Below are 21,786 nucleotides of genomic sequence, written 5' to 3' on the forward strand. Positions count from 1 at the left end.
CAGCAGGTATTCCGCCTTTGTAAAATTCCGTGACTGGAATGACTGTATTTGCAGTATCTTTCAAGGCGGTGGAAAAATCAGTATTTGCGTGAGTAAGACCACTTGTCATCCACTTAACCATTTCCGCCCTAGTCATTTGAGTATTAGGTTCAAATCCTTTCTTATAATCTGCTGGATTAATAAATCCCAGATCAACAAGCGTGTTGACCTCATTCATTGCCCAATTAGATGACATATCCGGAAAATAAATTGATGAGTTCGTTTTCTTGTCTTGACTTGTTGCACGATAAAGCATAGTTGCAAATTCAGCACGAGTAACATTGTCTTTTGGATGATATCCACCATCTGAGTACCCCTTCACTAACCCCAACGATACCGCCTGATTAATTGTAGATTCGGCCCAGCTTCCAGCAATGTCCTTAAACTTTACGTATGCATTATTCACAGTTGTCTCTACTGTATCAAGCGTGTCTAAATTTTTCTCTGTTACATTAGAAACTTGCACTTCATTTTTCTGTGAGCCAGAAGCAAACACCTTATTGTATTGAAATGTGCTAGTAAAAAGACACATAGCAACTAATCCTAGAGTGATCGCTTTTTTCATTATTTCATCACCTTTTCATTAATCTAATTTAGGCACGATAAAGGATGGTAGCCATTAGCAGCAGCCTCTTTAGCACTGCTAAATGTTTCTTACGGATCTGCAGACGGAGCGATCAACATTAATTTTGATAGCAAGTTTCATACTGATCCTTCATCAACAAACTTTGACAAGCCAAACCACTTTCGTGATAAATCTCTTTACCAATCTTCAATTCAACACTTCTTTTGAATTTGGATACTCTGGTTCTTCATTTACGATTTTTAGAGTATCCTCATCCTTCCACTCCATAGAAAAGTTACTTTTTGCATCACTATAATAAACAGTCTTAATTTTATCATTCTCATCATTGTAAGTGATTTCTACCCATACATCGACACCGCCCGCAGCACCACCATAGTTCATATAGTAAGCATTAGCTGTATATTTTTCATTGGGAGAACTCGCAGGTCCTTTGTAAAATTCACCCTCAAGGTTATCAAATGTAAAAAAGTACTGCGTATATAGAAATAGTGCTAAAACCACAATAATTCCTGTCAGAGAAACAGTTAGGAGTTTTTTGGGAAACTCTTTCCTTTTTATTAAAAAAACAAACAATTTGACACAATAGATGAGAAAAAATAAACCAGTCAAGGGAAGAATTATGAGACCAAACACAGTTAAACAAGACTATTCATATTACCTCCGTTATTTGTTTAATTAACCTCCCGTTAGCGGGGAAAAGACAGCCTTAGTTAAATGTCCTTTTGTGATTTCTCACTCTTCCCATCAATTTATCACTCGATAGACCTGTTAAATACCAAAATCCAGTAGCCAATAGAACTGTTATTAGCCTGAAATTGTAATTCACTATATCATCATACCCAAGTAAAAGTTTAATTGAAAACTCAATGTTGCTTACAAGATTAGCTAATACTTGATTTTCTCCCTCACCAAGACCATGATTAACACCTTGGTCTATAATTACTGCTACAGTAGTCAGAACAAGTTGAATACTCGGCAGAATAAACATCAATTTCAATTTTCTACGCATGTTTCCATCCCATCTATCTTGATTTTTGTCACTATATTGGACGATCAAAACAAAAGAAAAGATCACTAAACTCCCTTACTTCAACAAACAAAAAAGGAGCGAATATAATCGTTAAAAGAAAAAACAAAATACTTATCAAAATGAGCCAAATTTTTTTTACTCTTGGCATGTACAGCCTCAATTGTTCCAAATATAGCATAAGATATCCAGCCAAGGCGAAGGTTTTCTGCAGTAAACAGCCCGTTAGTTTAACAACAATGGCATCTATTCAATGCCTTCTGCCGATGAGATCATATCGGGAATGTAACAAAGTTCGCCACATAATCAGCGGCTACTAATTTACTACGTTTTTGTCACCCGACACCTCCTTCCTCCCACGACATCCACCACCACTCTGTCTGACAAGAACTTTATCTCATTCCCTGAGCACCGCCGACCTGCATCCGCGTCTCGATCGCCTTTGGTGGCTGCGGCAGCAATCGTGCGTAATACTGTAGCATACTGCGGAAGGTAACGAGACAAAGTCAGCTAAGCGGTCTACGGACGCTGATGAGCCTGACAGAACGACGGGGTCAACCATTTGGGTTTCATGCGCCTTGCTTGTCTCTTATACAACTCTATTAGAATCTAACTCTTTGCAGGGAAATTAAGCAAACTGTCGAATTGGTTGAGTTACGGAGGGATTATCATGAGACGCATAAGACGACATATTACAGTTGAAGAAGCTAATCAAATACCAGATATTAAAGCTTTTGAATCACTCTGGTGGAATCCAGACATAGGTGATTTATTTGTTGTTCGGGGTTCTGAGGAAGTTCATTCTTTTTGTACAGATAGTTATCGCATGAAAGATAATAAAGATGGCTATTACATTTATTATCAAAATAAAGAAGGAATACTTGAATCTGTTCGATATGAGAATTGTCTCCCGATATTCAATATTCCTGACCTAATTGATTTTTTAGAAGTCGAGGGAAACGTTCAAATTCAATCACTTAGAAATTCATGGTTTGTTGTAACGGAAAAACCGTTTGTTGGTGATGAAAATGAAGAACTGGTCAGCGTGCTTTGGAAAGCAGTATTGGACCAAGTATCAAATAGAGCATAACGTCAAGCTTGTTGTTAGATGGGTAAATATTAAAGAAGGGTCTGCTTCCAAATTCAAAGCAGCCCCTTTTTCTTATCCTTCTACGATCATAGAATTGAGAATCAGTTTTGCTTATGGGGTACTTACGGTTTGTGTCCTTCTTCCTCTCGTGCTTTAACGTTAATCTTTGAAGTAGTCTTAGCTATCTGTGTAGTTGCAAGCTGTTGATGAAGATTGTCTATTTCTGCATATAGTTTCCGGATCTCGGCGCTGTTCTCGCTCTCTGCTGCTTGTATTTGCTTCGTTATCTCTGCGTGCTCCATAATATATTGTTCTTCAAGTTCCCGGCGAACAGCAAGAACTGCCCTCTCCTGAGCGATCTCTGCTCTTTCTGCAGCCCTTTCTAACTCATCTGAGTGTTTAGCCATCATCGTCGCTATTTCGGTCTCATTCACTCGTTCTAGGGCCTTAGCGCTTCAGACGCACAGTGCTAATTTGATTGCTGTTCGTATTAACGGATAAATCCACGCCTTCCCTTCTCCTCGGTTTTCCATCTGGGCAGCAGCACACGTCAAATGCATTGCTAAAACGATCGTTCAAACGCATCCTGGCGTAGATAAAAATATCAGTCCTCATGTTCAGGGAAAATAAAGTGTTAGACTGAAAAAAAATCATTAGACTGGGAAAATAAGACTGCGCGACGAAGCTGGAACTCCCCCACTCCTGGTTGTTCTTTCGGAAGCCGGTTTGACGCGATTGGCACGCTAGCGTCGGCGGCCAACTGCGCGGCGAAGCTGCAGCTCCTGCACTCCTGGTTGTTCTTCCGGGAGCGCCGTGTTCGGCGTGGTCGCATGAATGCTACGGCGGTACATTTGAACTTCCAAGATCTCTGCGTTGCTCTCTCATCTCTAGAGTGAGCATCTAACAGCTCATTTGGACTAAAAGAGTCTCTAGTCCTCTATCGATTGCTGGGAACTAACGACACTGCTATTGTGCGGTTGTCGGCAACCTCTTCTCCTCGATCGGGGCATCCCTGAATGTTTAAATTATGGGCGCGGATCGATTGGCTGGTGCTACAGATCTTCAACATGTTATTTGGAATTTCTATCGTGGTCTTGCACGAGTTCTTCCTTAATTTGATCATAAAAAAAGAGAGCGGTGCGCTCTCTTTTAAAAAATACCTAAGAACTTCTTTCTCTTCTCTCTACCAGATCTTTTTAATGACAATGTTGAGATAATATACATGCTTATCTCATTCTCAATAGAAGGATCTCGTTCTGAAAGAGTTTTTAGCTCATTAATGCATTTTTCTCTATCTTCCTCTGTAACATTCTCTTCATTTGCTTTACGGAATAATTCTAATGCTTGGGATTTAATTTTCATGAGTTCTTCTTCACGTATCTTCTTTTTTTCTAGTTTGATTAATTCCCCGCAGTGTCTTTCGTATCCGTTAATCAAGTAGGCAAGTGTTGGGTGATTTAATTTTGCTTCAAGGATCGCTGCAAATGCTTTTTCCTTGATTTGAATTGAGGTTCTTTCATCCTCAATGATTTGTTGTGTTTCGTTGAGTGTGTTAATAAGATTCTTTGTTTCTGTATCTTTATTTTGCATGTCTTCTCGAAGTTCATCAATTTGCAATGCTGCATTAGTTTGGTTTATTTCTTCTTGAAGCAGTGATATCTGTTCATGAAATTGTGAACTCAATTTCTGCTCGATAACTTCAGCAATCTCTTTGGTTAACTCTTCTTTAATTTCAGCTTGTGGTAGTGCTAGTTGCTGGTTTTCAATAAGTTTTTCTGTTGCTGCTTCAATTTTGCTGTTAATTCGTATATCAATATCCGCTTCAAATTGGCGCATACGCGCTTCTAATCTAGAAAATAGATCCCGCATAAGATCACCGGACAATGCTTGTTCTTGTGGCCTTTTTTTTGGAACCATACCATCGTGAAGGAGTGACTTAATATCAGATAAGTTGAAATCCCCACCTTGTCCAGTTAAGCCATCGATCATTTTTAACTTAAAAACCCCAATGTAATCATATAAATGTTTCTCGCCCATTATTGTAGGCTGCAAATAATCAACAAAATCTTTTCGTTTGTTTCTAATATTGTAATGTGGTACCTCAATTATGTCCGCAGCTTGAGCAACAGAATACAAAGCACCCTGCTCCATATCTAGAATATTTGGTGTAAAGAGTTTATCGAGCCAGTTTCGATTCTTATATAAATCATATAAGATTGAGTTTCCATCGAAAATTGTTATCAGCGCTTCTTTCATTTCCTCTCTTCGCCGTATATCATCAGGCCCCAAAATATCAATTCTTTCCATTGTATCACCTACCTTACCCTCTATTTCCCCTATTATCTATATTAATCAATCTTATTGGGGTTTATCAAGTAAAATCTATGAGTTTCTATTATAGAAATCAATGTATATTAACTGTGAGTAATAAATATTAGTAATGATTAAGTATAATTAAATGAACCTTATATATATTAATAATAGGGCTATTATAGGGCTATTAAAGTCTATAAAAGAGCTAATAGGGTAAATTAATGCGCTAATTCTGATTAATTTAGTAATAGGGCAATAAGAGTGCTAATAGGCTTTAATTGATTTGCATCTATAAGGGTCAATTAAAGTCTTAAACTAGATTAATAGGGTGGTTTCGAGGCCAAGGAGTGGGTTCCTGCAGCTTGTAATTGATTCGAGTTGACTAGTAGTGGTGTATCGGCAGGTCGTTTTTAAGTTGGTGGGATTAAATGAAATGGGTTAATGTTGAGTGGAAATCGGTTGCCTAGGTAAGGGGAATCAGTTATTTTGATTTTTAGCAAGATCAAAATCTAACGGGTGCGCCGGGGTATATGGTAAGCTTTAAGGTTATTTTAGCCCCGAGCTCGCTGTCTGGTGCGAATACATCGGTTGCTGCGCTTCGATAGCTGGTTAAAGTTATAGTGCGTTTGATGTTCTACAGGAAGACCGCGTGCAGATCGAGGGACTGAGTAAAAGTAATGGCCAGATGCGCGCTAAGGCATCGAAAGTAAAGAATTAATCTCGGCGTGAAGTATAACAAAAACCCCATGCATGATGGGGTTTTATAAATTTTATTTTAGAAGTTCGTCGTAATTGATGTTTTCGAGATCAATAATATCATCATCTGATTTTTCATTAGTATCTGGAATTTCGATCTCAATACCAAGATCCTCAAGAGAAATATCAATATCAAATTCATCCTCGCTAGTCGCTGCTATCTCTTTAATTTCTTCTACAGCATATTTGATTTCCTTTTGTTTGCTCATGAATTCATCATATTCTTTTAATAAGCCATTAGAAAGCCGAGAAGGGAGGGCTTCTGTTTTATAGATCGTATAGACAGTGACTTTGAAATTGTTTCTTTCAATCAGGTATCCGTTAAAGATGGTTCCATTGATTGGGATTTGATTGGCTATTTCATTTTTTGCATCATCTAGGAACGAACTACCAAGTTCTTTTAATTCTGGCGGGATAATGGCTAGAAGACCGACATGATGCACTTTTTTTTGTTCTAAAGTTCCTAACTCATTAGTTTCTTGGAATGCTATTGGTGCGTGAAAGCGATTTGTATTCATGGATTTCATGAATAATCTCACTAGATCCGTAGAGTTGGTAATCTCTTGGCGCGGGATTTCGATACTATTAATACAAAGGTTACCCTGATGTTCCAACATTACTCGTCTGAAATCTTTTGAGTCGAAGATTACTGAGGTTCCGCTGCCATTTGTTGCAGTGTTTAATTCATGAATTGCATCAGCAATCTCTTTATTAGCGTAGTCTCTATAAGTCTTCTCTTTTAACATACTACGATTCTCAACGAATGCATCATAGAATGCTTGATTATCAGGAAACCATGTGAAGGCAATGCTCTTCGTTGGATCCATTGAAGCTTTGCGGATTCGAATAGCAAATTCGTTTACCTGTCTTAACACGTCTGGACCGTCACTCCGAACCGGTATCGTAGCAACAATACCAATCTTTTTAAACTTTGGTTGAACTTTACGGAATGCCTCGTTCACGTATTTCTTTTGATTATCTTTAAATTCTTGCGGTCCTACTTGTGCAAGAATTTTTTGAGTTTCTTCTTTCACGAGTCTCATGTTGAAGTATTGATGGAATTCTTCCATTGCTTTAACGATTGTTGAAGTTCCAGTACCGCCGCCTAGGCCAGCAAAGAAAATTACAAGTTCATCAGTAGGCCTTACTTTATTGCAAATAAAGTCTTGTAATGTTGTCTTAGCGCTTTGATCTTCTTCTAGGATTGACATTGCTTTGATAGGGTTCTTTCCTAAACCACCTAGTTTAAGTGATATACGGTTTTCTTTAGGAACGTGTGAAAGTTCTTCTAAATCCCCATCATTACTATTTAGCGCAAGTGTATTGTAGATTGGTTGGTTATCTAGATCTTTGAAAGAAGCAAGCCGGTCTACAATCCGAGTACCTGCTTGTCCGAATCCAACCATGGTGATATCGATCGATGGTTTGTTATGTAAATAGCTCATGGAATAACACTCCTTTTATGAATTGTTTTTTTGATTTCTTAAAGCGAGTTCTTTTAAAACCTCATGCCCACGCTCAGTGAGGTAGATAAGGTTTGTTGTCCCAATAGATACCTTATAGCACAGACTCATTTTCAGTAAGTTGTCTACAAGTCGTTCTGCATGTTTTCGGTTGATTGTTGTCTTGGTCGGTTGAAATCCTGACTTAACTTTTACCTTGCGATCAATGACAATAAGGTTTTCTAAAATAACTACTGTTATTCCGCCATGAACTTCATTGTCTCTATTCTCACGATTATATTTGGCGATAGAAACTAACACTTTCTTAAGGTTCGGTTCACTTTCAATAATATCTGTAAACATTCGTGTGAGTTCTGGAGTAAATGAAACATCCCTATAGATTTGCTCGAGTTGTTGATTCAAAATTTGTCTCCTTTCTTTATAGAATATCGTTTCCTTTATTAGTTTCTATATTAAGTAACTTGATTTGGTATGTATTATTTTACATGATATCAAATCATTTATCAACTTAGGAAGAAGCCCCGATAATAAAGGGGTTTATAATAGTAACTATAATGGTATCTTAATATAGCTTCTATTATTGGAATTGTCCAAATTAATCTAGTCGTACTCGAGAATTATTACTTAATATTCACCCTTGCACACAAATTTCTGTCATTTTTTTGACTTTACTTAGTTTTTGAGGTAGGGAAAGACTATAACATTATTTTTAGTTACATGATTTAGTAACTATATTAGTAACCGAAAAAAACGCTTTAATAATAAGCTTTTTGATCAATACTTAATATATAATTTTACCATCAATATTAAATGGTTACTATATAAGGTTACTATTAAAGGTTTCTTTTGATTCGGATATCGTTGATCCCGGCTCCGGTGTTACGTGTGGAATGGACTTTTTCAGCAATTGCTCGCCTAATCGGTTATCGGTCGAGCATTTTTATGTTTGCGCATTAGCATTTCGATGGTAGGGGGCTATTTAGCTGGAAAATCCACTGATATCTCACGGAGCAGCTCCCTGGTTCTGGAATCCATAAACACCTATTTAACTTGATGAGTCTCAGAGGAACGAAGCTAAGGCCCAAATATCGCCTAGTCATTTGGCAATGGCATTGGACTGTGACATACAACGGGCTGCGGTTGCTTAGAGGTTATGCGAATGATAAACAATGAATGTTTAATCTTCGTATTTAATTGAGGCGACGTGTAAGGCAATTAATACTCAATTAGTGATGCTTAATTCTTATTAGAGGTGTTTTTAAAAGGAAAATTTGATGATTAATATATATATATAACAATGAATTTATTTAGTGATTTGTATTATTCGGATCGATGTGTCGATATCACACTCAAAACTCATAGGATATATACTATAAAAAACAATAGATCATCGCTATCGATTTCATAAGATAAGATGTGGATGGGGTCTGCGATAGTAGGCGTTATTCTCAAACATATAAAACAATAATTAACTATAAATCGCCTTCTCATAATATTTCACTTCGAGAAGCGAAGGTAACTAGACTTCAAAACTAATAATTTGATCTCAGAATATTGCTCATCTTGAATTGGTGAATAGGATTCTAATTTTTCCATACTGTATATTTGACCTGATCAGATAACACTACACGTTCTCATTATTGTGTGCTAAACTTATTTCAATTACTTAAATATTAGGCGAAAGACGCTGAAGACCCTTTGGGTTTTCTTGCGTCTTTTTTTCGTTGGAGGTGTATTATGTTGGACCAAGTAAATCGTTTACTTGATGAAGATGAAGATCAAATTGGTAGTGAATCTGACTCTTGGGACCAAGATGAAGATGTAGAGGTTTTTGATGAACCCATTCAGAAGAAAACAAAACTGAATATTCATAAAATCATTTCTCTCACTTTGAGAAACGAAAATTATGTGAAAATCATGATGGCGCTCTATGTTCACCGGCGGCTTACATCAAGTCAGCTAAAACGTATTGCTGTTCCTGATTGTTCGCTCGGGACATTACGCAATATATTATCAAGGATGCATGAAAGAGGGGTTGTCCACCGTGAAAGGATAAATCATCTCTCAAGTAATTTTGGTGATGCTGTTCAACTGCATTACCATTTATCCTCGTTAGGTCTCATGATTGTAGCGAATGAAATATTAGATGTTTACTATCATAAGGATGAGCCGACACTTCCTAAAATGCATTACTTGTATTCTGATTTGGTTGTTCGGTCTCAGGCGAACCATCATTATGAAATGCAAGAGTTCCTAACACACCTTATCCAGCAGTGTTTAAGTGAAGGAATAATCTTCCCACATTCTGAGTGGCGAAGATGGCCCTTTTTAGAAGTAGATGGAAGGGTTGCATATCGGCCTGATTGGTTGATATTCGAACCTACTCATTATTTTTCGTATATCCAGCAGAAAAGGGATTACAAAGAAAACCCGCTCCATATTCCATTAAAGTCTCGTGATGAGATTGATACACAAATCTGCTCTGAACATTTCATCCCATTAATAAATTTAGAATGCGATGCGAAAACCGCTACAGTTGATGCTTTAAAAAGAAAGTGGATAAACATTGTTAATGTGATGAGTCAGATACCAAAGAACCTTACAGTATTCACAACGATGGGACGGTACGATGAGCAGGACAGAGAAACTGTTATTCCATTGGATGCTAGACATCACGCAGTTCGAATTAGAACTGTACGGCGTTCCCTAATAGAATCTATATTGGATAATTTGAAAAACGACGAGCTCCAAGTGATTCAAGGCGATGAATTTAATGCAATGACCACATCAGCAGATTATATAAAGACAATGGATTTGAAATCCTATGTCTCCATTGAAGATTTGAGGAACGGTCTGCGAAAGTGTTTTGGATCAGACGTGCAATTTGTTGAAGAAGATCATTTAAAGCAGCTCGTCGATAAGGGTGGATTGCCCTGTAAATTAGATATCATGTTTTCAGTACAACGCGACGGGAACCGGGAATTTTATTGTGTTTTAATTGCAAGAAAAGCATGGGTCAATCCGATTGCTCGTGTACATGCACTCTCGAACTGGAAAAAGAGTACGCATGAGGATTTAAATATCCTCGTACTTTATCCATCTCGAAATGAACTTGAAGAAGAGATATGGCTAAATGGAATTTTAGATGCAAAATATGTGACATATGAGGATATTGTTCAAGGGAAGGCAGTAGGTTATTCATTCTCCATTAACCGGCGGAGTAAAGACGGATCGTTGGAGGAAATTGCTCTATGAATGCTTTGTGGAATGATAAACTCAAATCGTGGTTTTGGAAAAAGGGACCACAGCTCATAGTCATTGTGTTATTTATTAATGTATTCATTCTATGTATTAGTGGAGCGGGACAAGTACTTGCGTTACTCACCGGACAGATGAATATGTCGTATGGTGAATTGAATAGGCATACTCCTTATCTGTTTTCCATGGGGTGGTATTACACCCCGCCTAGTCAACCTTCATGGTGGTTTCTCGTATACTCATTTGTTTCCTGTACAGCTGCCTGGTTATTTAGTACACGAGTCAAGTGGAGTAACAAAACCGTATTTCGAAGAATGATATGCATTATTTTTAGTTTGGGTACATTCGTTCTTATCTTAAACACATTTTCTGTTGGGTATATGAAACCAATCTCGTATGATCTTTTGCTGAGACTTCATTACAACGCGGATGAGAAGTACATTAGTCACTTAAATATCGGATCTTTGAAGATGTTAGGTGTGTTCATCATGTTAATCCCGACGATTTACATTGTATTTGTATGTGCGAAAGTAATCGGTATGTATCGGGAAGATGAAGTATTAAGGGAAGCCTTTGAAAATTACGAATTCCGGATAGGATTTCTTGGCCGTTTTGGGGATCAGAGTACCGAAGTTATGCCAGACTTGTTACTAGCCCGCGACGCTGAATTGAAGACACCATTAGTGCTACAGGGTGAGTCAAGGCAGCTTGGCACGTTATTGATAGGGCCGCCCGGTTCCGGTAAAACGTCTCTTAAGATCAGCAAGGCCTTTCAGCAGGATATGAAACATTTGCAAAAATCGATAAATCTATATCCTCATTTAGTTAGAAAGCATGGTTATATGACGCCAGAGTTCATGAGGGAATGGGGAAAATTATTAATTGGATCAATTATCATTGAACCTGCTAAGGACTTGTGTGATACAGCTTTTAAGATTGCACTAGAACATGGGATACCCAAAGAGTTTATCGTCTATCTGGACCCATCGAACCCTAACACCCCTGGCTTTAATTGTATGGTGGGTCCGATCGAGCAGGTTGCTGAAACCATCACAGCGGTTATGGATGGGATGAGTGAAGTAAGTAATGAATTCTTTCGTCAGGCTTGTCGGACAGTATTAAAGCAATACATCTATTTGTTGAAAATCTATTATAAAGACGATTGTACTTTGTTGGATCTGGATAATATGTACCAAGATCCACGTTTTGTAAAAGACATGGTAGATGAGGTGCGCAATAAAGTACCGGATGAAGAAAAAATTGCTGCTATGCATCTGGATAAACGTATCTATTGGACACTTGTGAAGCGAACTGTCCGATGGTTTGATACTGACGGGCTAGGTGAGGAGCGGGATCGTCAAACACAAATGCTAATGCGTTTTGACTCGGGGCCTCATAAAGGAAAGGTCAAGATCATTGATAAGCAGGCTGAATTTACAAGGCAGACACGGAACCTATTGTCTGATCTAATTACTAACCCATACTTAGCACGAATACTTATTGGTGATAATGAAGTAGATTTGGACCGAATTATGGCTAAGGGAGGGATTCTCCTCTGTAATACAGATAATGGTCTTTTAGGTGACGTATCAAATTCATTTGGTAAGATGGTTTTGATGAGTGTCCAAAACGCTGTCTTCCGCCGTAAAGGGAACGAAGATACGCGTCCTCTTGTATCCCTATATGTCGATGAATTCTATGATTACATGAATAGTCCGTTTCTCAAACTTGCTGGTCAAGGTCGTAAATATAAGATCGCACCGTTGGTTGCCTGCCAGTCGCTTTCACAATTTTCTATTAAGTTCGATGATAGCTTTGTAGACGGGATGATGGGCACCATTCGGAATTACATCGTATATGGCGGTGTTGCACAGTATGATTGTGACAAATTGATCCCGATATTTGGAACGCATACGATTGAAGAGCTTACTGTACGTGAGTCAATGTCTCCGTCTAGAATGAACTCTCCTAGTTATTCGATCGCTGAAAGCGTAACACGTAAAGAAATGGAATTGGTAAGTGCCGATGATATTATGTTCAACAAATTCAAGTTCTCGTATATACGGATGGTCAAGGATAAGAGCACGCTTCGAGCCATAAAGGCAGAAGGGGATTTTGTTGATTTTGGGAAAAAAGAGAAGTGGCGGAGCGGGTTGAAGTCAAATGCAGTTAATGATTTTATGGACATGTGGTTGCAGAATGACTTAGAAATAACCTCAAGCTTTGATATGAATTGGATTGATGAAAATTCTGATCAATCAATGGAGGAACTTGCATTAACCATTGAAAAGCAATTAGATCAACTTTCCCAAATGCGAGAGGATGCTGTTAAACTGAATCAAAACAGTTTCTACGCTCTTGAAAAGTCAAATGTAAAGGAAACCGATGAGGACGTTCAACAAGAAGTTGTCCAAGAGAAGCCAAAACCACGTGCGAGTGGCCTTGCTTTCCCTAAAGCATTCAAAATTTCTGTAGAAAATCAAATGGAAGATGATGCTGCTACACAACTAGGGGCTGCACAACCCGCTTCTTCAAATTCTCAAGGTATGATGGGGTTCGCACAATTAATGAAAGCTTATGGTTCAAATTCAGAACCACACGCATCTGCAGCAACAAGTATACCCGATTCATCAAATAGTACGAGTTTTATTGTCGTGGGAGAGAATAGTGATGTGCCGGTTTTGACTGAGGCTGAAATAAGCGAATTTTTAGCCGATAGTGAGCAAGTAATGATCGATCGTTTAGAGTGCATTCCTTTACCAGATGAGGAGATCCCGCTTCCGGAAGAACCATCTGAAGGATATAATTATGATCTACCTCAGAATATTGACGAATACAATCCTACTCCAGTGACAAAGGCTGTTCAGAAAGAGCATCCGGAATCTATCCTCCCTGAACGAGATATGACTCAGGGAAATGTAAAGAATGGTACTATTAATGACACACCTGTGAAGAAACAAGAGCATACCAGTCAAGCAAAAATCAATGAATTTGAGAAAGTTGCGATTAACGAAAAAGCAAATGCGTTTCTAAATAGGCTGTTTGAAGATCGCAGTAAGGGGAAATGATGAACGAAAAACAGAAGCGGGTAATATTAATTCTAATAGTTCTTGTTAGTTTGTATTATATTTATTTACTCATTAGATAGTCGTGTGTTTGATTTTGGACTAGATTGACCATATTTTCATACCTATGCTAATATCTATTGTAATTGAAAATTCATAAGCGAAAGACGCGAAAACACTCTTTAACAGAGTCGTTTTCGCGTCTTTTTTTATGTCTAATTTACGTCTATGATGATACGATTATTGGGTCTTCAAAGCAATGGTAGCAGTGGCGGAATTTTTAAGGACGTTAGAGTAAACGATTGGTATGCTAAAGACATTGCAACGGCAGCAGAATACGGAATAGTGAATGGAATGGGCAAGGGGGTTTTTGCGCCAAATGCATTAATAACCCGGGAGCAAGCGTCCAAGATACTGGCTAATATAGTGAGGACTTTTAAGCAGGGGAATCCACAGGAGCATGTTTCCTTTGGGGACCATACCGATATTGCTTCATGGGCCCAAGATGATGTTACATTCTTATCTGCGATGAATTTAGTGATCGGTTATGAGGATGTAACATTTAGACCACGGAACAAACTAACCCGCGCGGAGTCAGCTGCGCTAATATTCCGGTTAATGGAACTTATGAAAAACGAAGCAGAATAATAAAGAACCGATATCACTCCTGCGTGATATCGGTTCTCTTATTTTTCATTTTGTAATCAATAATGTATACGACGGCTTTGACACCATTTATTTTTTTGTTTTCTTTCTGATCTTTAGCCCAAGTTTTTTGGATGTGCCTAGTATTTCTTTCACCAGTTGATCAGCAGCTTCATTGGTCATTTTACTCATCATTATCCTCTCCTTTACTACTCATTATTGGCATGATTATAAACAGTCATACCTCTCCCCTCCCCTGACATAGATATAAATAAGTCTGCAACACATTAACAATGTTGCTCAGTAACGATGAGCGAAAAGGTGGGGATTATAAGATGGGAGAGAACGGGTCGAGAAAAATCAGGAGTGATAAGAAGCGGGCCATTGCAGCACCATTAGATCAGGGGATGATGGATCAAATAGCTCAGATCAGTTATATATGTGATTTGCCACTAAAATCTGTCGGTGAAATATTATGTCGTGATGGATACCGCTCACTCAAGATGGTAGATGCTTTGAAAGGGTACTTTAGGCGTGATCTTGCTTATAGTGAAAACCATATCTTATTTGGAGATAGAAACCGCCCGGCATATAAACCGCCTGCAGGTGAGAAAAAGAGGCTTTATATGCGATTTTATGATTTCGAACATGAACGCTTCTCAGCTCTAAGTTTTGCTTTGGATTGTTCTGTTCAATCAGCTGCTGCGTTATTAATTCAGACGGCCCTACAGCGTAAAGATATTATGTATCCGGTACTGGCCAAATACATTCAACGTGAAATGGATACAAAGAGGAGAGAGCAGTTGAGATCCTTATGCCGATTCTTGGATTATCGGAGTCCAGAGGAGCATATTACTGTGCCCATGGTTTTAGCTCATGCTTTGGATAAATCAGTGGTTTCTAATACCAAAATTAAGAAAACAATCAATGAATGGATTGATAATTGAGGGGGGAGGGTACCATTGAAAACCCATGATTTTAATCGTTTAAAGTAGTCATTTTATGGGTGTGGTTTCATTGACCGAAAGATCATGCATATGCTATATTGTAGGTAATTAAATGTAGATGAAGCGAAAGACGCGGATCTCTCAGTTTATACTGAGAGGTTTCGCGTCTTTTTTTATTTCAAACACCAAGGAGGAACAATAATGAATGAATCTGTAATGGGAATTCTACAGGAATCACTTACGCGTGGTTTCGTACAAATCGGGAAGGTTGATACGATCCGCCCAGTGGTGCTTCCAGGTGGTAAAAAAGACGTTGTTATCGTGGTGATGTTTAATGACGTCGAGTGTCACTGCAGTAAAGAAGAATTTACGAAGAGATCCATTGATAAGTTGACGGGCTTTATTGGCACCATGGTACCGTTTATTGTTAAGAACATTACATCAGATGGCCGGGTTATCGTTAGTCGTGTTCAGGCTATCCCGAAGGTTACGAAACGCTTTTTACGCACTGTTGAAGAAGGGGACATTGTGAAGGGGACTGTGACTGGCGTTGCTTCAAATGGATTAATTTTTGTTGAAGTACAAGGATTCCCATGCTTGATTCCACCGAATGAGTGGGACACAAAGTTTACAGCAAATTTAGCTGCAGTTATTCCTGTCGGAATGGAAATTTCAGCAAAGGTCATTTCAATTTCTGAAATAGACGAAAAAACTAACAAGGATACAGATGATAGCGGTGAAGGCGTAGAATCTTCTGTGAATGCAAAAGTACAAGATGTAGACTTCGAATACCGAATCCGCTTGTCCAGGAAAGCAGTAATGAATCAGGAACTAGAAGAAATTTGGAATGATATTGAGAAATACTACAGTGAAAATGATACTACGGAAGCAAAAATAGTTGGATTCGCAAAGGGTCATGGTGCATATTTCTTGGAGCTGCCTAAAAAAATCGTTATTATTGGTTTCTTAACTACAGGTCTCCGCCGTCAATATGGTTCTCAACTGCCAGCTGGTTTAAAAGTCCATGCTCAAATTCGGGATATGGACAAGGCCAAGCGTCAAGGGCGCGCGCGTATTACGCGAATCGACCCAACCATTTCTCATTCCATGAGTAGTTATGGCTACTAATGACTCACTTCCGGTTTGGAAATCTATTGACGGAAGTGTAGTACCCTATGATGATCCAACTTTAAAAATCACCATGCTGAAATGGCAAGGAAGACCCGATACAAATTTGGAGATGACAATGTTTCGTGTAAAAACGGGGCAGATCAATGACAACGATATGGCGATTGCGATCGCACTTGGTAAGTATAAAGCATTGACTGAACGTCAGTTACGCCGGATGTTTAGAAATCGGTTTAGCAAGGAACATGAAATTTCAACCCGTTTACGCTTTTTACAGCGTGTCGCATGGTTCGATGGATTTTATGTAGAGAGTGAGTACAACGCGAGGGAGTACGTTTGGACTATTGGTGTCGCAGCGCAAAATTATTTGAGATTTGTTATGGGGATGCAAGACTTAATTAATCCGTTTTTTAATAGTAAACGGACGCGGCAGCTACTAGGACATTGTGCGATCAATGAAATGCTCTTGAATTTATCCGACCATGGGGTAGTAAACGTGTTTGAAGATATGAGTTATGAGCCTTATATGGCGCCAAATGTCAAGAATCGCCCAATAGCACTTCTTAAGTTAAATCTGCCGATAGGGCCGATAGGAATGTATTTGGAGCGAATACACCAGGGCCATCACCCGCTTCGGAATTTGAAAAACAGATTAGCATCTTATGAAGAAATCCTGGATAAATACGAGAAGCTGCCATGCAAGTTTGATACTGCGATGCCGCCCATTGTAGTATTTAGTTGCAGTTCCGAGCAAGTCATCCGTGAATGTGTTGGATCATTGGATTACTGGCCGGATCGTTTCCCTATCCTTTTTGCCGTAGATGAGCATATGGGGAATATTACGACAGCTTTTCGATTTGTTCAAAAAGGTGATCAAGCAGGTGAAGTAACAATCACTCCATTCAATATTTTATGATGATGTGATTATCAGTAAGGAGTAGATAAGTATGCAGCATCGAATCATACTCGGTACAGGAAATGAAGACTTTGATTCCTTACTGCAGGGGGATCTAGAAGAAGCCCGGATAGGACAAGTCATATCTAAGGTTTCAACTAGGAATGTTATCGTTTCTCGTGTCATGGAGACATCAGCAACGATGGTATTTATCTCAGATGATTTAATCGGTACGCGAGGAACCGATGAAGAGTGGGAGCAAATAATTGCGGACATCCGCAGAATCTCTGTCGATATAAGAATTATCTTTTTCTGTGACCGACCACAAGAAAACTATTTCTTGACGAAGCTGACAACTTATTCGATCTTCGATATATTTAATGAGGGTACATTACCAGAAACATACCTGGAGCAGTTAAAAAACCCGCCACTCTATAAGAACATTGATCGATTCCGCGTTCAAGAAAGAGTACAGTCGGCCACAGAAGAATTTGTGCAGAAATCTAAGGAACAACAAGCTGAATCGATAATTAAGCAGGGGGTAAAGGGAAAGAAGACCATCGAGATTCAAGTACCTAAGGAAAATGAGCCTATCATAGAGACTGTTACCAAGGAAGTACCTGTTTATATTCACGAACAGGTACTTGTCCCTTCTAAAATAATCGCTGTTGCTTCAGCATTCGATGGAGCGGGATCTTCAACAGTATGCCGAATAGTCGCTGAATTTATGGCTATGTTTGGTTTGAAGGCCGGGATATTAGAATCACCGTATTCTCCCGCTACATGGCATGATTTAATGCAGTCTGAGCGCTACTTTGGACAAGAATGGGTGAGCTGGCATGCACAACTGGATAGTAATAATCATGTTCGGCAGGGAAGTGAGCTGATCCAGGATAGGGTAGGTTATATATTCCGGAAACAGAATGAATCGTTTGATAATTGGGATATGATAAATTACGCCTATCTTGTTGGCCATGCCCGCGCCTATCCGGTATTACTTGTTGATATTGGAAGCGGGATCGCAGATGAGCGTGAAAAAGTACTGCTGCAACAGGCTGATCATATTTTACTTGTGACCGGTTATGATACTCATAGGGTTAATCGTGAACGTTCAAAATACAATGATTTTCTCGTTTCACCGTTGGCCGAAAAATTGATCGTGGTTGCTAATAAATCGACGGAACGCCTTCAGAAAGAATTTCAGCATGGTTTAGCGCAAGCCTATGGTGTCGATCATTTATCTCACATTCCGAATGTACCAGCGATTATGGAAATGTGGATGGGGAATGAATCAATTCTATTAAGTGATAAGTTTCCTCAAGATAAGGAGATATTACAGCCAGCATTGGAGGACCTGTGCAGCCGGATTTATTCAAGAGAGGTGTTTGGAAAGGTGCCACAGAAAGAAACAATATGGACAAAAATGAAGAAGAAATTAAAGTAAAAGAAGGGTATTTACCCTTCTTTTTTTGTTTATATTAGTCGCTCTTCAACATGACAGGGCAGAAAGGAGCGACGCCAATAGCTGCATGATTTCCAAATGGGGGTATTTTGGTTCTTTTTGAAACTTAGGGTCAAACCGTTTTGTAACATAGCAATTTCGATTGAACTTTGCTGGATGAGGCGAGTTTATCAAATAACTTAACATACATTTTGTATTCGTATATTTATTACTGAACACAAGACATTAATTAAAAGTCTCAAAAACACAAGATATAGTATTTAAAAAATAAATCCACAGGATATGTTGTGGATTTTGAGGTATTTGTATTGACGTACACGTTAAATAAGCTTATACTAATAGTATAAGCTGAAAGAGAGCTGACTAGAGCTCTTGGTGATTAACTCAGATTTGCCGATCTGAATTAATCGGTTATGTATCATTGGTTCTAAAAATTCTATTACGGCTAATATATCAGATTTTGGTCATTTCATGCAACAGTATTTTTTTCCAAGATTTCATTTTTGTATCTTGTTCATGATGGATTTAAAGTTTGATATATTAGCAAAATACATACGCCAAGGCCTAAGTCTGACCTCTTTCATCCTACAAAGGTGAGAAGGAGGAAGCCGCATGAGACAATTATTTTGCTATTATCCTAAGAGCACGTATGTTATGGAACATCCGCGTTGTGCTCACTGGGTACGAGGTCATTTCCGTGGTACGCGTTGGATTCCAGCGCATGTACGTAGCGGATCTATTGTGTGTGAACACTGCCGATCGTAAGATCGAAGGACCTTATTCAAAGGGAAAAGCTCGAACTTGGGTTCGGGCTTTTGTTGTATCCAAGGCTCATTAACAACGCGAAAAAGGGCTTTTTCTTCTCTTTTTCATTATCGATGGGTCGATTTTTGCTGGAGTCCTTCTATTTTGTTCTTTTTTTATAAATTTAAAGAATTAGAGCTAATCTGGGGGTGAGTCTCCACCTTCGGTGTCGACTATATTCTATTAGTGATTTTCTCTGAAAGTGGCGGGGTTCTTTTATGAAAAAATGGGGTGGTTAATTATGAGGGCTAAAGACTACTACAAACAAAAAAGAATTTCTCCGATACAACAGAATTTGCTGAATAAAAAAACGAGATTATCCAAAAAACCAACACATCTACAATATAAAATTGGCGGGCTACAAAAGGAGTGGGTACGTTGTGTACAAAGTATAGAGCACACAGAATTAGAATCGTTACTGAGATTTAAAATTGTAGAAGATCTATTGAAATCAAATGCTCAAATGTTTGCATCTAAATGGTGTTCATTTCGCTTAGATAGATCGGACTTTATCAGTGTTTTTTTCGAAGTAGCCTGGCGTGAAATCTACAGGTACTCATGGACCAGTGAATTTTATCTCTATGAGACATTGGAGCTTGCTATTCAAAAACGTGGTGGAGATTTGGTTAGGCAGATGACTAAAACTAATAAGCATCGTTCATTACATACGGCGTTACCTCTGTTAGCTGGATTTGAAACATTTTATCCGGATACCTGGAATCTCGAAAATGAAGTAATGGATAATATTTGCTTAGACGATCTGTTAGTTGATTCACGAAAGTTGGATCAAGATGTTGCTGCATTACTACTTGAAGGTAACTCCCAGCGGGCAATAGCAAAGATTTTGAGTAAGGATCGGGGAACGATATCAAATGCAGTAAAACGGATTCGACTCAAAGGTTATGGGTTCATTTAATGGTACAAGAAGAGTTAAAAAATGTTGAGTTTTTTTGCTTTGCGATTCGTTCTCTGTAGACGCTCAAGAGATGTTATGGGGGGGGTGTCTTTAGGCAGGTCCTATTGTGCTATTCAGAACAATACATGTTCTAAATAATTATCTTTCTAGCACACAGCAGCATGCTAATCTTCCATCTTCAGCCGAATAAGTTGACAGCGAAGAAAATTAATAGTATTTCGTAATATGATTTATTATAAGATAAATTTAAAATACCTCCACAATACGGCCGAGTATCACTACCCATCTCTTGCTTATACGATTTCCCGCAGTAAGTACAAAATCCCTCCATAAGACCAAGATCCCTCCATCGCTCGTGATCCTCCCTTCCGCAGCTGCTCGATCTGAGCATACAGCGTCCGGATTAGACTCCAATGTTAATATTTTATATTTATATTTATTATATTCTATTATTTACACATTATAGAAAAAAATGATATTATATACAGGAATAATGTTGGCCAACATTTATATCACATTTTGAAAGTAGGGGAATTACATTGAAGCTGAAAAAAAATCTAATTAAAACTCTTGCAGCGGTATCCCTAGCTCTAACAATCATTCCTGCTGCTGCATTTGCGGCACCAACCAACGAAAATATCCAAGTCCAACCGTTCTCAACATCTGTAACATGGAATTTTACTAATATCGGAACTTCAAAAATTTCAGATCCTGTTGCGATTGGCTCAGATTTATCTGAATTAAAATTAAAAATGATTAGACAAGGGGCTACATCAGGATCCACAAGTCCTAAAATCGAGTACCGATTGATGAAAGTAAATTCTAATGGCACTTTGAGTGACTCTGGTATATATGATGTTATTGCTGGTGCTTATCCTGCCCCAGCCTCAACCCAAACTACTTTATACAATGTCCCGGCCGGTACATATAAATTAAAAGTAAGCGTATTAAATGATGTATCATCATCATGGTCCGAAGGCACTATTTACATTCCATAATTGATCGTTTAAAAACCACCCCCTTGATTTTTTCAAGGGGGTTTTTAAACGATCACATATATGTATCAAATACTATATTTTGTGAACATGTCTGGCTTTCGGATCCCGGAATTCGGCCAAATTTGACCGTGAGCGTCGATTAGCCGGCCGTGGAACATTCGAAAAATCAGTCATTTTCGCCGGAACTACAATATCTCGATTACTCCGATTTGCTTCAAATTTCTACACAACTTAATTTCAATTAGCTGCATCGATATATTTCCTCTAACGCAATCTAGCGATTCAAAACTTCCTGCTATATACCATAGCGACATTCTGCTACGACTCGAATCGAATAATCGCTTTAATACCCCATTATTACTGAATTATAATCGCTATCAAGCAAGCGCAATAT

17 protein-coding genes are annotated in these 21,786 nt (G+C 38.6%); 10 read left to right on the forward strand and 7 right to left on the reverse strand.

The features are described 5' to 3' along the window. The 3 genes from AC3WU2_RS22535 to AC3WU2_RS22545 all read right to left on the reverse strand — a co-directional run. Positions 1–604 (reverse strand): S-layer homology domain-containing protein (locus AC3WU2_RS22535; RefSeq protein ID WP_492457239.1); only part of this gene is annotated, 604 nt, incomplete at its 3' end. Positions 605–811: 207 nt separating this feature from the next. Then, positions 812–1,126 carry a DUF5412 family protein gene (locus tag AC3WU2_RS22540; RefSeq protein ID WP_492457240.1) on the reverse strand — a complete coding sequence of 105 codons (315 nt, stop codon included), beginning with the start codon at positions 1,124–1,126 and terminating at the stop codon, positions 812–814. Between the two features lie 205 nt (positions 1,127–1,331). Continuing rightward, positions 1,332–1,634, reverse strand: a complete 303-nt coding sequence (locus AC3WU2_RS22545; RefSeq protein ID WP_492457241.1) for a hypothetical protein — start codon at positions 1,632–1,634, stop codon at positions 1,332–1,334. A gap of 688 nt (positions 1,635–2,322) precedes the next feature. On the opposite strand from AC3WU2_RS22545, the gene AC3WU2_RS22550 reads away from it, so the two are divergent. Then, entirely contained in the window at positions 2,323–2,742 is a 420-nt protein-coding gene (locus tag AC3WU2_RS22550) for a hypothetical protein (RefSeq protein WP_492457242.1), read from the forward strand. A gap of 122 nt (positions 2,743–2,864) precedes the next feature. Here AC3WU2_RS22550 and AC3WU2_RS22555 read toward each other — a convergent pair whose 3' ends face one another. The 4 genes from AC3WU2_RS22555 to AC3WU2_RS22570 all read right to left on the reverse strand — a co-directional run bounded on the left by AC3WU2_RS22555 (position 2,865) and on the right by AC3WU2_RS22570 (position 7,676). Further along, the gene (locus AC3WU2_RS22555) at positions 2,865–3,152 is read right to left on the reverse strand and encodes a hypothetical protein (protein WP_492457243.1); all 288 of its coding nucleotides are present in this window, start codon (positions 3,150–3,152) and stop codon (positions 2,865–2,867) included. A gap of 739 nt (positions 3,153–3,891) precedes the next feature. Next, positions 3,892–5,049, reverse strand: coding sequence for a hypothetical protein (locus tag AC3WU2_RS22560; RefSeq protein WP_492457244.1), 1,158 nt, complete (start codon positions 5,047–5,049; stop codon positions 3,892–3,894). Between the two features lie 776 nt (positions 5,050–5,825). Then, complete coding sequence (locus tag AC3WU2_RS22565; RefSeq protein ID WP_492457245.1) at positions 5,826–7,256, reverse strand: FtsZ/tubulin family protein; 1,431 nt, start codon at positions 7,254–7,256, stop codon at positions 5,826–5,828. Between the two features lie 15 nt (positions 7,257–7,271). Beyond that, complete coding sequence (locus AC3WU2_RS22570) at positions 7,272–7,676, reverse strand: hypothetical protein (protein WP_492457246.1); 405 nt, start codon at positions 7,674–7,676, stop codon at positions 7,272–7,274. Positions 7,677–9,011: 1,335 nt separating this feature from the next. On the opposite strand from AC3WU2_RS22570, the gene AC3WU2_RS22575 reads away from it, so the two are divergent. From AC3WU2_RS22575 to AC3WU2_RS22615, 9 genes are all read left to right on the forward strand, one after another. Beyond that, on the forward strand, positions 9,012–10,529 hold the full coding sequence (locus AC3WU2_RS22575; RefSeq protein WP_492457247.1) for a replication-relaxation family protein: 1,518 nt from the start codon (positions 9,012–9,014) through the stop codon (positions 10,527–10,529). Positions 10,530–11,020: 491 nt separating this feature from the next. Continuing rightward, positions 11,021–13,600, forward strand: a complete 2,580-nt coding sequence (locus AC3WU2_RS22580; RefSeq protein WP_492457248.1) for a type IV secretory system conjugative DNA transfer family protein — start codon at positions 11,021–11,023, stop codon at positions 13,598–13,600. Between the two features lie 240 nt (positions 13,601–13,840). Further along, positions 13,841–14,245: an S-layer homology domain-containing protein gene (locus tag AC3WU2_RS22585; protein WP_492457249.1), complete on the forward strand. Its 405-nt coding sequence runs from the start codon at positions 13,841–13,843 to the stop codon at positions 14,243–14,245. A gap of 332 nt (positions 14,246–14,577) precedes the next feature. After that, positions 14,578–15,189, forward strand: a complete 612-nt coding sequence (locus AC3WU2_RS22590; protein ID WP_492457250.1) for a hypothetical protein — start codon at positions 14,578–14,580, stop codon at positions 15,187–15,189. Between the two features lie 201 nt (positions 15,190–15,390). Further along, positions 15,391–16,317: a S1 RNA-binding domain-containing protein gene (locus AC3WU2_RS22595; RefSeq protein WP_492457251.1), complete on the forward strand. Its 927-nt coding sequence runs from the start codon at positions 15,391–15,393 to the stop codon at positions 16,315–16,317. Continuing rightward, positions 16,307–17,233 (forward strand): hypothetical protein, encoded by a 927-nt coding sequence (locus AC3WU2_RS22600; RefSeq protein ID WP_492457252.1) that lies wholly within the window; start codon positions 16,307–16,309, stop codon positions 17,231–17,233. The genes AC3WU2_RS22595 and AC3WU2_RS22600 overlap by 11 nt, the downstream gene beginning before the upstream one ends. A gap of 31 nt (positions 17,234–17,264) precedes the next feature. Continuing rightward, positions 17,265–18,656 carry a CpaE/TadZ family protein gene (locus AC3WU2_RS22605; protein ID WP_492457253.1) on the forward strand — a complete coding sequence of 464 codons (1,392 nt, stop codon included), beginning with the start codon at positions 17,265–17,267 and terminating at the stop codon, positions 18,654–18,656. Between the two features lie 1,063 nt (positions 18,657–19,719). Next, a complete protein-coding gene (locus AC3WU2_RS22610) occupies positions 19,720–20,394 on the forward strand; it encodes a helix-turn-helix domain-containing protein (RefSeq protein ID WP_492457254.1) in 675 nt (224 codons plus the stop codon). 539 nt (positions 20,395–20,933) lie between these two features. Next, a complete protein-coding gene (locus AC3WU2_RS22615; protein ID WP_492457255.1) occupies positions 20,934–21,392 on the forward strand; it encodes a hypothetical protein in 459 nt (152 codons plus the stop codon). The last annotated feature ends 394 nt before the right edge of the window (positions 21,393–21,786 follow it).

The sequence above is a fragment of the Paenibacillus sp. EB106-05-06-XG162 genome, from assembly GCF_058791655.1.

Bases quoted from the DNA above. Each gene is read 5' to 3' on its own strand.
- AC3WU2_RS22555 (WP_492457243.1), bottom strand. From the start codon at position 3,152: ATGATGGCTAAACACTCAGATGAGTTAGAAAGGGCTGCAGAAAGAGCA.
- AC3WU2_RS22600 (WP_492457252.1), top strand. From the start codon at position 16,307: ATGGCTACTAATGACTCACTTCCGGTTTGGAAATCTATTGACGGAAGT.
- AC3WU2_RS22575 (WP_492457247.1), top strand. From the start codon at position 9,012: ATGTTGGACCAAGTAAATCGTTTACTTGATGAAGATGAAGATCAAATT.
- AC3WU2_RS22610 (WP_492457254.1), top strand. From the start codon at position 19,720: ATGAGGGCTAAAGACTACTACAAACAAAAAAGAATTTCTCCGATACAA.
- AC3WU2_RS22580 (WP_492457248.1), top strand. From the start codon at position 11,021: ATGTTAATCCCGACGATTTACATTGTATTTGTATGTGCGAAAGTAATC.
- AC3WU2_RS22595 (WP_492457251.1), top strand. From the start codon at position 15,391: ATGAATGAATCTGTAATGGGAATTCTACAGGAATCACTTACGCGTGGT.
- AC3WU2_RS22590 (WP_492457250.1), top strand. From the start codon at position 14,578: ATGGGAGAGAACGGGTCGAGAAAAATCAGGAGTGATAAGAAGCGGGCC.
- AC3WU2_RS22605 (WP_492457253.1), top strand. From the start codon at position 17,265: ATGCAGCATCGAATCATACTCGGTACAGGAAATGAAGACTTTGATTCC.
- AC3WU2_RS22560 (WP_492457244.1), bottom strand. From the start codon at position 5,049: ATGGAAAGAATTGATATTTTGGGGCCTGATGATATACGGCGAAGAGAG.
- AC3WU2_RS22565 (WP_492457245.1), bottom strand. From the start codon at position 7,256: ATGAGCTATTTACATAACAAACCATCGATCGATATCACCATGGTTGGA.
- AC3WU2_RS22550 (WP_492457242.1), top strand. From the start codon at position 2,323: ATGAGACGCATAAGACGACATATTACAGTTGAAGAAGCTAATCAAATA.
- AC3WU2_RS22545 (WP_492457241.1), bottom strand. From the start codon at position 1,634: ATGCGTAGAAAATTGAAATTGATGTTTATTCTGCCGAGTATTCAACTT.